Source organism: Nitrobacter hamburgensis X14, from assembly GCF_000013885.1.
Taxonomy (GTDB): Bacteria; Pseudomonadota; Alphaproteobacteria; order Rhizobiales; family Xanthobacteraceae; genus Nitrobacter; species Nitrobacter hamburgensis.
Map to the genome: position 1 here is coordinate 1,379,076 of NC_007964.1, position 12,640 is coordinate 1,391,715.

Below are 12,640 nucleotides of genomic sequence, written 5' to 3' on the forward strand. Positions count from 1 at the left end.
AGTCGTAGGACAGGAGGGTTAAATCCAGATTTACCTTAACTCGCCTGCTCCTAAAGGATAACTAGCCCGCCGACTGTGGCAGAAAAGAGCCAGGGGGTTGGGAAGGGGTGGATAATGGTTAACGTTAAAAGGGCCTCATCCTGCGATGAAGCCCTTGTTTTTAATCAACTAAACCTGCCTTTCGACAGATCGTGAGGCTAGCGCCAAATCCTGCGGCGGCGGTCCTCGACCTGGGGGGGCGGGGTCTGGAATCCAAACAGCCGCTCGAAGAACGACGGGCCGCCGTTGTCGAAACCGCCGCCAAACCCGCGGTTTTCATTGAAGGCGACGCCCTGTTGCGGGATGTCCCCTTTGGGGCGGGAATAGTTCGGCTGGGCATGGGCGATCACCGCTTCGAGATCGCGGCCCTTGGGGTTGCGAAGCAGCGCCAGCATCTTGGCATCGCTGCCGTAGACGTCGGGGCGGATCTGCAATTTGCCGGCATGATCCACGAACGCGGTCTGATAGGTGATGTTGACCGGAATCGGAGTCGGGAACTTGATGTCGAATTCCTTCCGGCCATACATGCCTCGGATTTTCTCCGGAGTGTAGTGCTCCTGCGGCAGGGCAATATTGAGCAGCGTCGCCGCATACTGATCGGGGTTCTGAACCCGCATGCAGCCGTGGCTGAAAGCGCGCTTCTCCTTGGCAAACAGGTATTTGTCCGGCGTATCGTGCTGATACACTAGGAACTTGTTCGGAAAATTGAAGCGGATGCGGCCCAGCGCATTGCGGTCGCCGGGCGGTTGCGAAATGTGGATGCCGCCGTTGCGGTCGCGCTCCAGCTTGAGACCCATGCGCTCCAGCACGGTCGGATCCTGCTGCAAGGCGGGCAGATATTCCTTGTAGATGATCGACGGCGGCACGTTCCAGGTCGGATTGACGGTGATGTACTTCATCGTTTCCGTCAGCAGCGGCGTGGCATGGATTCCCGGCTTGCCGACGACGACGCGGGTGCTCCAGAGCTGCGCGCCATGCTGCATCACCTTGAGCGTGTAGTCAGGAATATTCAGGATGGCGTAGGCGTTGCCGAGCGACGGAGCGCCGAGTTCGCGCGGCAGCCAGCGCCAGCGCTCCATGTTGACGATAATGGTGTCGATCTGGTGACCCTTCCTCGGACCGTTCAGGGCGCGGATCGTGTTGTTGCCCGCGATGCCGTCGGGCTGGAGGTGATTGCGAGTCTGGAATTCCCGCACGGCGGCAGCGACATCGGCGTCGAAGTGGGCATCGTCGGGATTTTGAGTGACGCCGAGCTTGGCGCGAATCTGCGGCACGCGCGGATCCTCCATCACGGCATTCTTGCGGAACACCAGACTCGGACCTTCGGCAATTTCGACCACGGGGCCTTCCGACGTCTTGCGCAGTTCGGCCAGCTTCTGCTTCAGCTCGCGATAGAGTTTTTGCGGCGGGTTGTAGCTGTCGAGCGCCGCGGAGGCATCCTTCGCGGTGGTGACGTTCGTCAAAACCTGCTCGGGATCGATGGGATGCTCGGGATACTGGATATCCGCGCCGACCTGCGACCAGTGCATCCGGCCGCTCTGGGCCTGGCGGGCGTAGTTCATCATGCTCGCGGTCAGCTTGAGGTCGGCGTCCGCGAACTGGTCCGGCGATGACGCTGCGGCAAAGTCGGGCACCGGATAGTCGGCGGGATCGAGGCCGTCGGCCGCGGCGTCCTTGAGACGCGCGATCACGCCCTTGGCCTGCGCATTCAGTGTGCCGCCTTCCGTCCATAGCGGCGCATAGCTCCGCGCCGCGTAGAATGTCTCGATTGCTGTTCGCTCGGCCTTGCGGTCGAAGAGTTTTGTGGCCTTGGTATCGAGCAATTCGTGCAGCTTTTCGGCCACCGGCTGATCCGCCGGCGGGACATTGCTCGCGGCCTTCACGGGTTCGCCCGGCTGCTTGGCTGCCGGCGCAGTGGCGGTCGCCGCTGGAGGCGTAGCGGCGGGCGTGATCGTCGCGGTCGCGTCCTTCTTCGGCTCGTCCTTGGTCGCTTCGTTCGTCTTGATGCCGTCCGCAGGAGTGGCCGCGACATCGGCCGGTTTGGCATCCGCTGGTTTTGTCTCAGCCGCCTTGCTGTCGGAAGCTTTGGTGTCGGACGAAGTCGTCGTTGCGCCGGAGGCCTTTGTGTCGGAGGCAGCCGTCACGTTCGAAGGCGCCTCGGAATCCGCAGTGCCGGCCGCTTTGGTATCAGCCGGTTTCGTATCGGTCGCTGTCGTATCGGAGGTCTTGTGGTCAGCCGGTTTCGACGCGCCGACGATCGGGGGCGCGGGCGGCACATTGTCCATCTTGAAATCGGCTGCGGTGGGCGGCGGAACGTTCGCGGGCTCCGGCATCGGAATTGCGGCGTCGATTGCGAGTTCGCTGGCGCTCTTCTTCGCGATGTCGGTCTGGGCAAATGCTGCCGAGGTGGACACCGTTAGAAACGTCGCGGCAAGGACCGTCAGGATCCGGTCGAATCCGGTCCGGTTAGTCGAATAGTCTCGCATTCTCGCACCCCTTGGGTGAAACTGTCCCGGCGTGGAACAATTTTCTGATGGTTTGTCCTGCGTTCGCCCAAGCTTTTTTCGTGAGCCTTGATTCGGCTTTTCACGATTCATGCGCGGACGTTATACGCGCTCGATTCGGGCAGCCAGCGCCGCAAGGGGCAGCTCACGACAAACTGACTTCAAAATTAGCTATTGGCAACGCACCGTGCGTTTCAGGAAGGTGTTTTCCGTTAGTCTGTCACCGCCCCGCAACGGTTCAAGCTTGTCACTCTCCTGTGATTCGAACGCAACCCTTGTGATGCGAATGCATTGGAGCTTGTTACTGTTCCTCCTTCGCGGCGATGTCGTCGAGTTTGCGGTAGAGCGTGGACCGCCCGATTTTCAACCGACGCGCCACCTCGGACATTTGTCCGCGATAGTGTGAAATCGCGAAGCGAACGATGTCTGCTTCCAGCTCCTCAAGCGGACGTATTTCACCGTCGTAAGTCAGCATCGCCAGGCTGCCTGCATCAGGCAGCGGCGCTATGGGTATTTCATTACCGGAGACCACGTCGGGCGACGGTCGCCGGAGCATCGGCTCCATAATCAATGGCTCGTTCGCCTCGGCGTCTGTCGCGGGTTGCGCGCCGATCAGCGGAAAGTCCGGGAGGCCAAGCTGCTCGCCCTCGCTCATGACGACCGCGCGGTACACCGCGTTTTCGAGCTGGCGGATGTTGCCCGGCCAGTTGAGCTGCGACAGCCCCGCCATCGCTTCGCCGCTGATGCCGTTGATCGTCCGGTTTTCCTCGGCGCAGAAGCGCGCGAGGAAGTGCCGCAGCAGGTTCGGGATGTCGTCGCGCCGCGTTCGCAGCGGCGGGATCGTCAGCGGCAGCACGTGGAGGCGATAGAACAGGTCTTCCCTGAACTGTCCCGCCTTGACGCGATCGAGCAGCCTGCGGTTGGTGGCCGAGATAACGCGGACGTCGACCTTGACCGGCTTGCGGCCGCCGACCGCTTCCACCGCACCTTCCTGCAGCGCGCGCAGAAGCTTCACCTGTGCGGTCAGCGGCAGTTCGCTCACTTCGTCGAGAAACAGGGTGCCGCCGGAGGCCTCGACGAACTTGCCGGTGTGGCGTTCGGTTGCGCCGGTGAACGATCCCTTCTCGTGGCCGAACAGGATCGACTCCACGAGGTTGTCCGGGATCGCGCCGCAGTTCACGGCGACAAACGGCTTGGCGCTGCGCTCGCCGGTGCCGTGGATGGCGCGCGCGAACAGCTCCTTGCCGACGCCGGACTCGCCCTCGATCAGGACCGGGATCGACGAACTCGCGGCCTTCCTCGCGACCCTCATCACGTTGGCCATGGTCTCGCTGCGCGTGATGATGTCGGCGAAGCTGAGGCGGCCCTCGCGGCTGTGGCGGACGCGCCGCAATTCGCCCTTCAGCGCGCTGGCGTTGAGCGCATTGCGCAAGGACACCTGCAGACGTTCGATGCCGACCGGCTTGATCACGAAGTCATGCGCGCCGGCACGCATCGCCGAGACCACGTTGTCGATGCCGCCGTGCGCGGTCTGGACCACGACGGGGACGCTGATGCCGGCTTCGCGGATTTTCGCCAGCACGCCCATGCCGTCGAGGCCGGGCATCACGAGGTCGAGGATGAGAGCATCGATGACGGGGCCGTCGGAGGCCGTCAGTGCGGCGATGGCGGCATCGCCGCCCTCGACCACGATCGCGTCATAGCCGCACCGCCGCACCATGTTTTCGACGAGTCGGCGCTGCACTGCGTCATCGTCCGCGATCAAAATGGTGGCAGTCATGGCATTCCCCGCACGCTACAACTATCTGTACCGAATCGGGGCACACTGGCGGACGGGGATTAACGCGCTCTTAAGGTTTGCCGCCCGGTCGTCATGCAACAGTTTTCTTCCTGAGAAAGTCTGGATCGATAATGGCTTCGCGTTCTCCCTCCGCTTCACGCAAACCCGCCGCCCCCCGCAACCCCGCCTCTCATCGCAAGCCCGCCGTGAAAAAGGCTGCCGTCGCGAAACCGGATGCGGGACGTCTGCCGGAATGGAATCTCGCGGACCTCTATGCCGGAATCGATGCGCCCGAGGTGACGCGCGATCTCGACAAGGTCGATGCGGACTGCGAGGCGTTCGAGGCCGACTACAAGGGCAAGCTCGCCGAAGAGACCGCGAAACCCGATGGCGGCGCGTGGCTGGCCGACGCCGTGCGGCGCTATGAGGCGATCGACGATCTCGCCGGGCGGCTCGGTTCGTATGCGGGGTTGATCCACGCCGGCGACAGCGTCGATCCGGCGATCTCGAAATTCTACGGCGACGTCTCCGAGCGTCTGACGACGGCCTCGGTGCATCTGTTGTTCTTCGCGCTCGAACTCAACCGCATCGACGACGACGTGATCGAGCGCGCCATGCAGACGCCGGAGCTTGGGCATTACCGCCCGTGGATCGAGGACAGCCGCAAGGACAAGCCGTACCAGCTCGAGGATCGTGTCGAGCGGCTCTTCCATGAGAAGTCGCAGACCGGCTATTCCGCCTGGAACAGGCTGTTCGACCAGACCATTGCCGGGTTGCGCTTCAGGGTCGGGACCAGGGAGCTGGCGATCGAACCGACTCTGAACCTGTTGCAGGACCGCTCCCCCGAAAGGCGCAAGGCGGCCGGGCAGGCGTTGGCGAAGACGTTCAAGGCCAACGAGCGAACCTTCGCGCTCATCACCAACACGCTCGCCAAGGACAAGGATATTTCCGACCGCTGGCGCGGCTTTCAGGACGTCGCGGATTCGCGCCATCTGAACAACCGCGTCGAGCGCGAGGTGGTGGATGCGCTGGTGGCCTCGGTGCGCGCGGCCTATCCGCGGCTGTCGCATCGCTACTACGCGCTGAAGGCGCGCTGGTTCAAAAAGAAGAAGCTCGCGCATTGGGACCGCAACGCGCCGCTGCCGTTCGCCGCCACCGGCGTCATTCCGTGGACCGACGCGCGCAAGATGGTGCTGACCGCCTATGGCGATTTCTCGCCGAAAATGGCCGGCATCGCCGAACAGTTCTTCACCGATCGCTGGATCGATGCGCCGGTGCGTCCCGGCAAGGCGCCGGGCGCGTTCTCGCATCCGACCACGCCGTCGGCGCACCCTTACGTGCTGATGAACTACCAGGGCAAGCCGCGCGACGTGATGACGCTCGCGCACGAACTGGGTCACGGCGTGCATCAGGTGCTGGCGGCGAAGAACGGCGCGCTGATGGCGCCGACGCCGCTGACGCTTGCGGAAACCGCGTCAGTCTTCGGCGAGATGCTGACCTTCAAGCGTCTGCTGGCGCAGACGAAGAACGCGAAGCAGCGGCAGGCGCTGCTGGCCGGCAAGGTCGAGGACATGATCAACACGGTGGTGCGGCAGATCGCGTTCTATACGTTCGAGCGCGCCGTCCACACCGAGCGCAAGAACGGCGAACTGACCGCCGAACGCATCGGCCAGCTCTGGCTCAGTGTGCAGGGCGAAAGCCTCGGGCCGGCGATCGAGATCAGGCCGGGCTACGAGACCTTCTGGATGTACATTCCGCACTTCATCCATTCGCCGTTCTACGTCTACGCCTATGCGTTCGGAGATTGCCTCGTGAACTCGCTCTACGCGGTCTATGAGCACGCGTCCGAAGGGTTCGCCGATCGCTATCTCGCGATGCTCGCCGCCGGCGGCACCAGGCACTATTCCGAGCTGCTGAGGCCGTTCGGGCTCGACGCCAGGGATCCGAAATTCTGGGACGGTGGATTGTCGGTCATTGCCGGAATGATCGATGAGCTGGAGACGATGAGATAGGCCATTGGCCTGCTTTTCGTCTCGTCCAGAATCTTTTCGCTTCTGATGGAATCGGAAGCGAGGCTCTATGATTTTGAATTGACACGTTTTCTTCACGCGAACCGCTACCCACTTCGCTCTAAAACGCTCTAACAAGCGAGAAGGGTCTGACGCGCCGAATCGGGGACAACTGGCCGTGAGTGGAGCGCCGTGCGTCATTGCACTCGCGCGAACAGATGTCGCCGCGGGCCTTGAGTCGCGCGTTGCCGTTTGCCGGAACAAAGAGCCCTATTCAGCGCGCCGCACTGGCTGCCCCGAGCGCCCGTGGCAAAATGGCGCAGTGAGTAGGACCGGAAAGCCCACAAACCGGAAAGCTCGTAGATCGCTTGGATCGAGCATTACAACTATAGCGTGTTTTTATCAACCTTAAGCTGTTTATTATGCCGCGCACGGCCCGTCTGGAGGCCAAATGGCAAGGCGGGCTGGACATGATTCCGGTCCCCGGCCGACTCAGGGCGCGGCCACCCTGTCCAAATATCAGGCAAACGGTGGGATCTGAGCGCGAAAATCAGGCAATTGTCGGCTCGAGCCGCTCGATTTGTACATTTTGTACATTAAAGGACGATGACTTCGCCAACATGATCGCCACACCGTTGCTCTGTCTTCCCGATTGCGCTAACTCCTCGCGGGCAGATTAACCTTGGCAGGAGACTTGACGTGTCTGATCATGGCGAAATCGTTTACTCGACGGCGGACGGAATGGATTACCCGGCGCACGAGAATACATATAAGACGTTCATCAAAGCGTCGACGTACGGCACTGCGGCCGTGATTGTCATTGTCTCGTTGATGGCGATCTTCCTCACCTGATTGTCGGGCCGTCTGGGATTTTCATTCGCTAGCAATGTGGCTGGTGCTTTAATCGTGCGCAGCAGTTGACTGCGGGGGGCATCATGAAGATTGCCATAGCGAAGGAAATCGATCCGTCCGAGCCGCGGGTGGCGGCGTCGCCGGATACGGTGAAGAAGTTCAAGGCGCTCGGCGCGGATGTCGCAATCGAGCCGGGCGCCGGAATCAGGTCGGGATTGCCTGATTCGGACTTCGTGGCCGCGGGGGCTGTGGTCAGCGCTGATGCGCTCAAGGATGCCGACGTCGTCGTCAAGGTGAAGCGGCCGGAAGCCAGCGAGCTTGCGCAATACAAGCGTGGCGCACTGGTGATCGCGATCATGGATCCTTACGGCAACGAGGCGGCGCTAAAAACGATAGCGGATGCCGGCGTGTCGGCATTCGCGATGGAACTGATGCCGCGCATCACGCGCGCCCAGGTGATGGACGTGCTGTCGAGTCAGGCAAACCTGGCCGGCTACCGCGCCGTCATCGAGGCGGCCGAGTCGTTCGGCCGCGCATTTCCGATGATGATGACCGCAGCCGGCACCGTGCCGGCCGCGAAGGTGTTCGTCATGGGCGTCGGCGTTGCCGGCCTTCAGGCGATCGCCACCGCGCGCCGCCTCGGCGCCGTCGTCACCGCGACCGATGTGCGTCCCGCTACCAAGGAGCAGGTGGAAAGCCTCGGCGCCAAATTCCTCGCGGTCGAGGACGAGGAGTTCAAGAACGCACAGACCGCCGGCGGCTACGCCAAGGAAATGTCGAAAGAGTATCAGGCCAAGCAGGCGGCGCTGACCGCTGAGCACATCAAGAAGCAGGACATCATCATCACGACGGCGCTGATCCCCGGACGCCCGGCGCCGAAGCTGGTGACCGCGGAGATGGTGCGCTCGATGAAGCCGGGCTCGGTGCTGGTCGATCTCGCGGTCGAGCGTGGCGGTAACATCGAGGGCGTCAAGGCGGGTAAGATCGTCGATCTCGATGGCGTGAAGATCGTCGGCTTTACCAATGTCGCGGGCCGCGTCGCCACATCGGCGTCGAGCCTGTATGCCCGCAACCTGTTTTCGTTCATCGAGACGCTGGTCGACAAGACGACCAAGGCGCTCGCGGTGAACTGGGACGACGAACTGGTCAAGGCCACCGCGCTGACCAGGAATGGCGCGGTCATTCATCCGAATTTCCAGCCGAAAAGCGCATGACGATTAGGTGCACAGCCGGCGAACGGGTTATCCCGTGGGGCATGCCGCGCGGGTTCACCAGCGGATTCCCGATGCACGCCATCGGCGCGAACGCGAGGCGTTCGTCGCCTGGCGTGCCCCGGAACGACGAATAGGAACGTCCCCATGGAACATATCGTTGAGGCCGTCGATCCCTTCGTGTTCCGGCTGTCGGTTTTCGTCCTGGCCGTGTTCGTCGGCTACTTCGTGGTGTGGTCGGTGACGCCCGCGCTGCATACGCCGCTGATGTCGGTCACCAACGCGATCTCGTCGGTGATCGTGGTCGGCGCGCTGCTCGCCGTCGGCGTCGGCATGATCTCGTCGGGATCGGGCTGGGCGCGGGCCTTCGGTTTCGTCGCCCTGGTGTTCGCCTGCGTGAATATCTTCGGCGGCTTTCTTGTCACCCAGCGAATGCTGGCGATGTACAAGAAGAAGCAGAAGTGAGCGGGGATCTCAAATAAATGTCGTCAAGCCCTGCGGAGGCGGGGCATCCAATAGGTCGTGACTGCCTGTCTAGAGCGTTTTCGAGCGAAGTGGATACCGGTTCGCGTGAAGAAAACGCGTCAAATCAAGATCATAGAGCCTCGCTTCTGATTCAATCAGAAGCGAGGCTCTAGTCATGACCGTTTCGGATGACTGGATCATCCGCTTTCGCGGATGATGACAGAAGAGGGGCTCTTAGTTAGATGAACGCCAATCTCTCCGCGCTGCTTTACCTTGTCGCCGGTGTTTTGTTCATCCTGTCGCTGCGCGGGCTGTCGAGCCCGGCGTCGAGCCGCCGCGGCAATTTCCTCGGCATGATCGGCATGGCGATCGCGGTCGCGACCACGCTCGCGTCGCATCCGCCCGCCGACGGCGTGGCGTGGCTGCTGGTGATTCTCGGGGTCGCGATCGGCGGCAGCATCGGCGCGGTGATCGCGCGCCGGGTGCCGATGACGTCGATGCCGGAACTGGTCGCGGCGTTCCACTCGCTGGTCGGCATGGCCGCGGTGCTGGTGGCCGCGGGCGCGTTCTATGCGCCGGAAGCCTTCGGCATCGGCACGCCGGGCCATATTCATGCGCAGAGTCTGGTCGAGATGTCGCTCGGCGTCGCCATCGGCGCATTGACATTCACCGGCTCGGTGATCGCGTTTCTGAAACTGTCGGGCCGCATGAGCGGCGCCCCGATCATCCTGCCGGCGCGTCACATCATCAACATCGTGCTCGCTCTGGCGCTGGTGTTCTTCGTCGTCGGGCTGGTGATGTCCGGCAGCGTGCTCGATTTCTGGCTGATCGTGATTCTGGCGCTGCTGCTCGGTGCTCTCTTGATCATTCCGATCGGCGGCGCCGACATGCCGGTCGTGATCTCGATGCTGAACTCGTATTCCGGCTGGGCGGCGGCCGGCATTGGCTTCACGCTCGGCAATTCGGCGCTGATCATTACCGGCGCGCTGGTCGGCTCCTCCGGCGCGATCCTGTCCTACATCATGTGCCATGCGATGAATCGCTCGTTCATCTCGGTGATCCTCGGCGGCTTCGGCGGCGAGACCGCCGCGGCCGGCGGTGGCGCCGGCGGCGAGGTCAAGCCGGTCAAGCTCGGCTCGGCGGATGACGCCGCCTTCATCATGAAGAACGCACAGAAGGTCATCATCGTGCCCGGCTACGGCATGGCGGTGGCGCAGGCCCAGCACGCGCTGCGCGAAATGGCCGATAACCTCAAGAAGGAGGGTGTCGAGGTGAAGTACGCGATTCATCCGGTAGCGGGCCGCATGCCCGGCCACATGAACGTGCTGCTCGCCGAGGCTAACGTGCCTTACGACGAGGTGTTCGAGCTTGAGGACATCAATTCGGAATTCGCCCAGGCCGACGTGGCCTTCGTGATCGGCGCCAACGACGTCACCAACCCGGCGGCGGAGGAAGACAAGTCTTCGCCGATCTACGGCATGCCGGTGTTGCAGGTCTGGAAGGCCGGCACCGTGATGTTCATCAAGCGTTCGCTCGCATCGGGCTACGCCGGCATCGACAATCCACTGTTCTATCGGGACAATACGATGATGCTGCTTGGCGACGCCAAGAAGATGACGGAGAATATCGTCAAGGGAATGTAATACGGCGATACTCAACAGCGGGAGGCCGATATGGCTGACAACAAGGCGAAGCGAGGCGGAAGCGACCGCGGCTTGATAGCGTTGAGTGAGGCCTACGAGGTCCGTTACTGGTCCAGGAAATTCAAAGTCACGCCGTTGAAGCTGAAGGCCGCGGTCAAGGCTGCCGGCCGCTCCGCCAGGAAGGTCGAAGCCTACCTCAAGCTGCAAAAGCTTAAGCCGGAGGATCGGGCGCTGATAGCGCTGAGCCAGCCGTACGAAGTCAGCTACTGGTCGAAGAGGTTCAAGGTGACGCCCGCAAGGCTCCGCGCTGCGGTCAAGGCGGTCGGACGCTCCTCGAAGAAGGTCGGCGTCTACCTCTCTCCCAAGAAGGCCGTCAAAAAGAAGACAGCCACCAAGAAGAAAACAGCCGCCAAGAAGAAAACAGTCGTCAAAAAGAAAACAGTCGTCAAAAAGAAGAGGACGGTGAAGAAGGCAAAAAAGAGCGTTCGTAAGCGCGCCAGATAGCCGCTTGCCGGCTTTATGAGCCGGCACCTTTCAATGCCGGTCGGCGTGGATTTTTCGTGCGCTGGCCGTTTGGTTTTTCGCTGCTGCGACCGGTCTCGGTATCACCTTCGTCCCGTCAACGGCCGGCGTTACCGCGAGCAGGATGCGTGCGGAGCGGGTCGCGGAAAATGAACCGACCCACCACATTGCCGGCCTCGCAGAGGGGCTTTCGTCGTCGGCAAAGTCTCGGTCGGAGGAATCTACGATTTCATCCGCACCGATCATGCCAGGTTCGGCGTTGGCGGGTTGATCAACCGCTATCTGCTGCCGGCCGACCTGCAACCGGTTTATGGCCGCGACCTTACCGGCTTCATGGCGTTCGGTCGGATCGAGTCGCTCTGACACTGGAGCTATTCCGGCTTTGATTGGATCAAACGCGAACCGGCATCCATCCTCGGGTCAAGCCCGAGGACATGCTTTGCTCGAAAACGCTATAACGGACACGAAACGTTACAGCTTATCACCCACTTGCCACCGGTCGGTCGCGATTGATCCCTTAATCGGCCAAAAAGTTTTCCCATCAGACAGCGTGGGAGAGGCCGGTCATGTTGATACTCGCTTTGAAATTTTTCTTTGAGAAGATATTGCCGTCTGTCCTCGCGACAGTGACAGCCGCCTACATCGTCAACCACTACATCGCCGACAGGCCTGCCGACGCGCCACTAACGGCTGCTGCGCCCGCCGTGATGCCCGATAAGGCCGCCAGCAACAATTCCGAGGCCGGGGTTCGGGCGAAGGGTGTTTCCGAGAAGGCGGTCGCGAAGGCTGAGGCCGGGAAGGTCCAGCCCGAGACGGCTGCGGCAAAACCCGCGGAGAAGAGGACGGAAACCGCGGGCCTGCCGACTGATGCGAAAAAGCATCAAACGGCGCGGCGCGAGAAAGCCGCCGCCAAGGTCACGCCCACGCCGGCTGCTCCGACCCAGACGGCCTCGGTTCCGGACGATCATCGCGATGCCAACGATCTTGCGCGTGCCGCGATCGATCGCTTGCGCGGTGCGAACGATGCGCCCGTGCGGGTCGAGGCGTCGCGTCCTCGATCAGAGGTTTCTCGAGCGCAGCAGGACACCGATCGTCAGCCGGTCGAATCCACGTCGCCGCGCCTGCAGGAGGTCACGCGCGCCGCACCTCAGCCGGCGATGCAACCGCTACCGCCTGCGATCCGGGTGTCGACGCCGGCTGTCGAAATGCTCACGCCCGCCGCGACGGGGATGGAGGAATCGCAGGTCAGCAGCGGCGACCGGGCGCGGCTGCCGGTTCCGCCCGCGGATATTCCACAAGCGTCGCGACCGCTCGATCTGGAGGCCAACGTGGCGCCGCCGGCGATGCGCACCCATACCACGGTCGCCGACGACATGCTTTCGGCCGCGAAATCGGTCTTCCAGACAGTGCTGCCGCGATAGAGCGTTTCCGAGCGAAGCATGTCCTCGGGCTTGACCCGAGGATGATACCGGTTGGCGTGAAGAAAACGCGTCAAGCCAAAATCATAGAGCCCCGCTTCTGCTTCTATCAGAAGCGGAAAGGCTCTAGTCGCGGGCCTGACAAACACTTCGCCGATACGAAAAACGCGAGCCCCGGGGCTCGCGTTTTTCGTATT

Annotated in this window: 9 protein-coding genes; 7 read left to right on the forward strand and 2 right to left on the reverse strand. The window is 62.3% G+C overall.

Annotated features, from left to right (window positions below; genetic code table 11):
- Window positions 1–197 precede the first annotated feature (197 nt).
- Both NHAM_RS06250 and NHAM_RS06255 read right to left on the reverse strand, forming a co-directional pair.
- A complete protein-coding gene (locus NHAM_RS06250; RefSeq protein ID WP_011509744.1) occupies window positions 198–2,525 on the reverse strand; it encodes a L,D-transpeptidase family protein in 2,328 nt (775 codons plus the stop codon).
- 319 nt (window positions 2,526–2,844) lie between these two features.
- Window positions 2,845–4,323 (reverse strand): sigma-54-dependent transcriptional regulator, encoded by a 1,479-nt coding sequence (locus NHAM_RS06255; protein ID WP_011509745.1) that lies wholly within the window; start codon window positions 4,321–4,323, stop codon window positions 2,845–2,847.
- A gap of 131 nt (window positions 4,324–4,454) precedes the next feature.
- Between NHAM_RS06255 and NHAM_RS06260 the strand changes: the two genes are divergently transcribed.
- From NHAM_RS06260 to NHAM_RS06285, 7 genes are all read left to right on the forward strand, one after another.
- Window positions 4,455–6,335, forward strand: a complete 1,881-nt coding sequence (locus tag NHAM_RS06260) for a M3 family oligoendopeptidase (protein WP_011509746.1) — start codon at window positions 4,455–4,457, stop codon at window positions 6,333–6,335.
- Between the two features lie 696 nt (window positions 6,336–7,031).
- Complete coding sequence (locus NHAM_RS24695) at window positions 7,032–7,184, forward strand: aa3-type cytochrome c oxidase subunit IV (RefSeq protein WP_011509747.1); 153 nt, start codon at window positions 7,032–7,034, stop codon at window positions 7,182–7,184.
- 83 nt (window positions 7,185–7,267) lie between these two features.
- Window positions 7,268–8,398: a Re/Si-specific NAD(P)(+) transhydrogenase subunit alpha gene (locus NHAM_RS06265; protein ID WP_011509748.1), complete on the forward strand. Its 1,131-nt coding sequence runs from the start codon at window positions 7,268–7,270 to the stop codon at window positions 8,396–8,398.
- 144 nt (window positions 8,399–8,542) lie between these two features.
- Complete coding sequence (locus NHAM_RS06270) at window positions 8,543–8,860, forward strand: proton-translocating transhydrogenase family protein (RefSeq protein ID WP_011509749.1); 318 nt, start codon at window positions 8,543–8,545, stop codon at window positions 8,858–8,860.
- 242 nt (window positions 8,861–9,102) lie between these two features.
- Entirely contained in the window at window positions 9,103–10,503 is a 1,401-nt protein-coding gene (locus NHAM_RS06275; RefSeq protein WP_011509750.1) for an NAD(P)(+) transhydrogenase (Re/Si-specific) subunit beta, read from the forward strand.
- A 30-nt stretch (window positions 10,504–10,533) separates the two neighbouring features.
- Window positions 10,534–11,007: a DUF3606 domain-containing protein gene (locus NHAM_RS06280; RefSeq protein ID WP_011509751.1), complete on the forward strand. Its 474-nt coding sequence runs from the start codon at window positions 10,534–10,536 to the stop codon at window positions 11,005–11,007.
- A gap of 584 nt (window positions 11,008–11,591) precedes the next feature.
- Entirely contained in the window at window positions 11,592–12,446 is an 855-nt protein-coding gene (locus tag NHAM_RS06285; RefSeq protein WP_011509753.1) for a hypothetical protein, read from the forward strand.
- The last annotated feature ends 194 nt before the right edge of the window (window positions 12,447–12,640 follow it).

Excerpts from the sequence above, each read along its gene's own strand:
- NHAM_RS06250 (WP_011509744.1), bottom strand. The coding sequence starts at position 2,525 with ATGCGAGACTATTCGACTAACCGGACCGGATTCGACCGGATCCTGACG.
- NHAM_RS06255 (WP_011509745.1), bottom strand. The coding sequence starts at position 4,323 with ATGACTGCCACCATTTTGATCGCGGACGATGACGCAGTGCAGCGCCGA.
- NHAM_RS06260 (WP_011509746.1), top strand. The coding sequence starts at position 4,455 with ATGGCTTCGCGTTCTCCCTCCGCTTCACGCAAACCCGCCGCCCCCCGC.
- NHAM_RS06265 (WP_011509748.1), top strand. The coding sequence starts at position 7,268 with ATGAAGATTGCCATAGCGAAGGAAATCGATCCGTCCGAGCCGCGGGTG.
- NHAM_RS06270 (WP_011509749.1), top strand. The coding sequence starts at position 8,543 with ATGGAACATATCGTTGAGGCCGTCGATCCCTTCGTGTTCCGGCTGTCG.
- NHAM_RS06275 (WP_011509750.1), top strand. The coding sequence starts at position 9,103 with ATGAACGCCAATCTCTCCGCGCTGCTTTACCTTGTCGCCGGTGTTTTG.
- NHAM_RS06280 (WP_011509751.1), top strand. The coding sequence starts at position 10,534 with ATGGCTGACAACAAGGCGAAGCGAGGCGGAAGCGACCGCGGCTTGATA.
- NHAM_RS06285 (WP_011509753.1), top strand. The coding sequence starts at position 11,592 with ATGTTGATACTCGCTTTGAAATTTTTCTTTGAGAAGATATTGCCGTCT.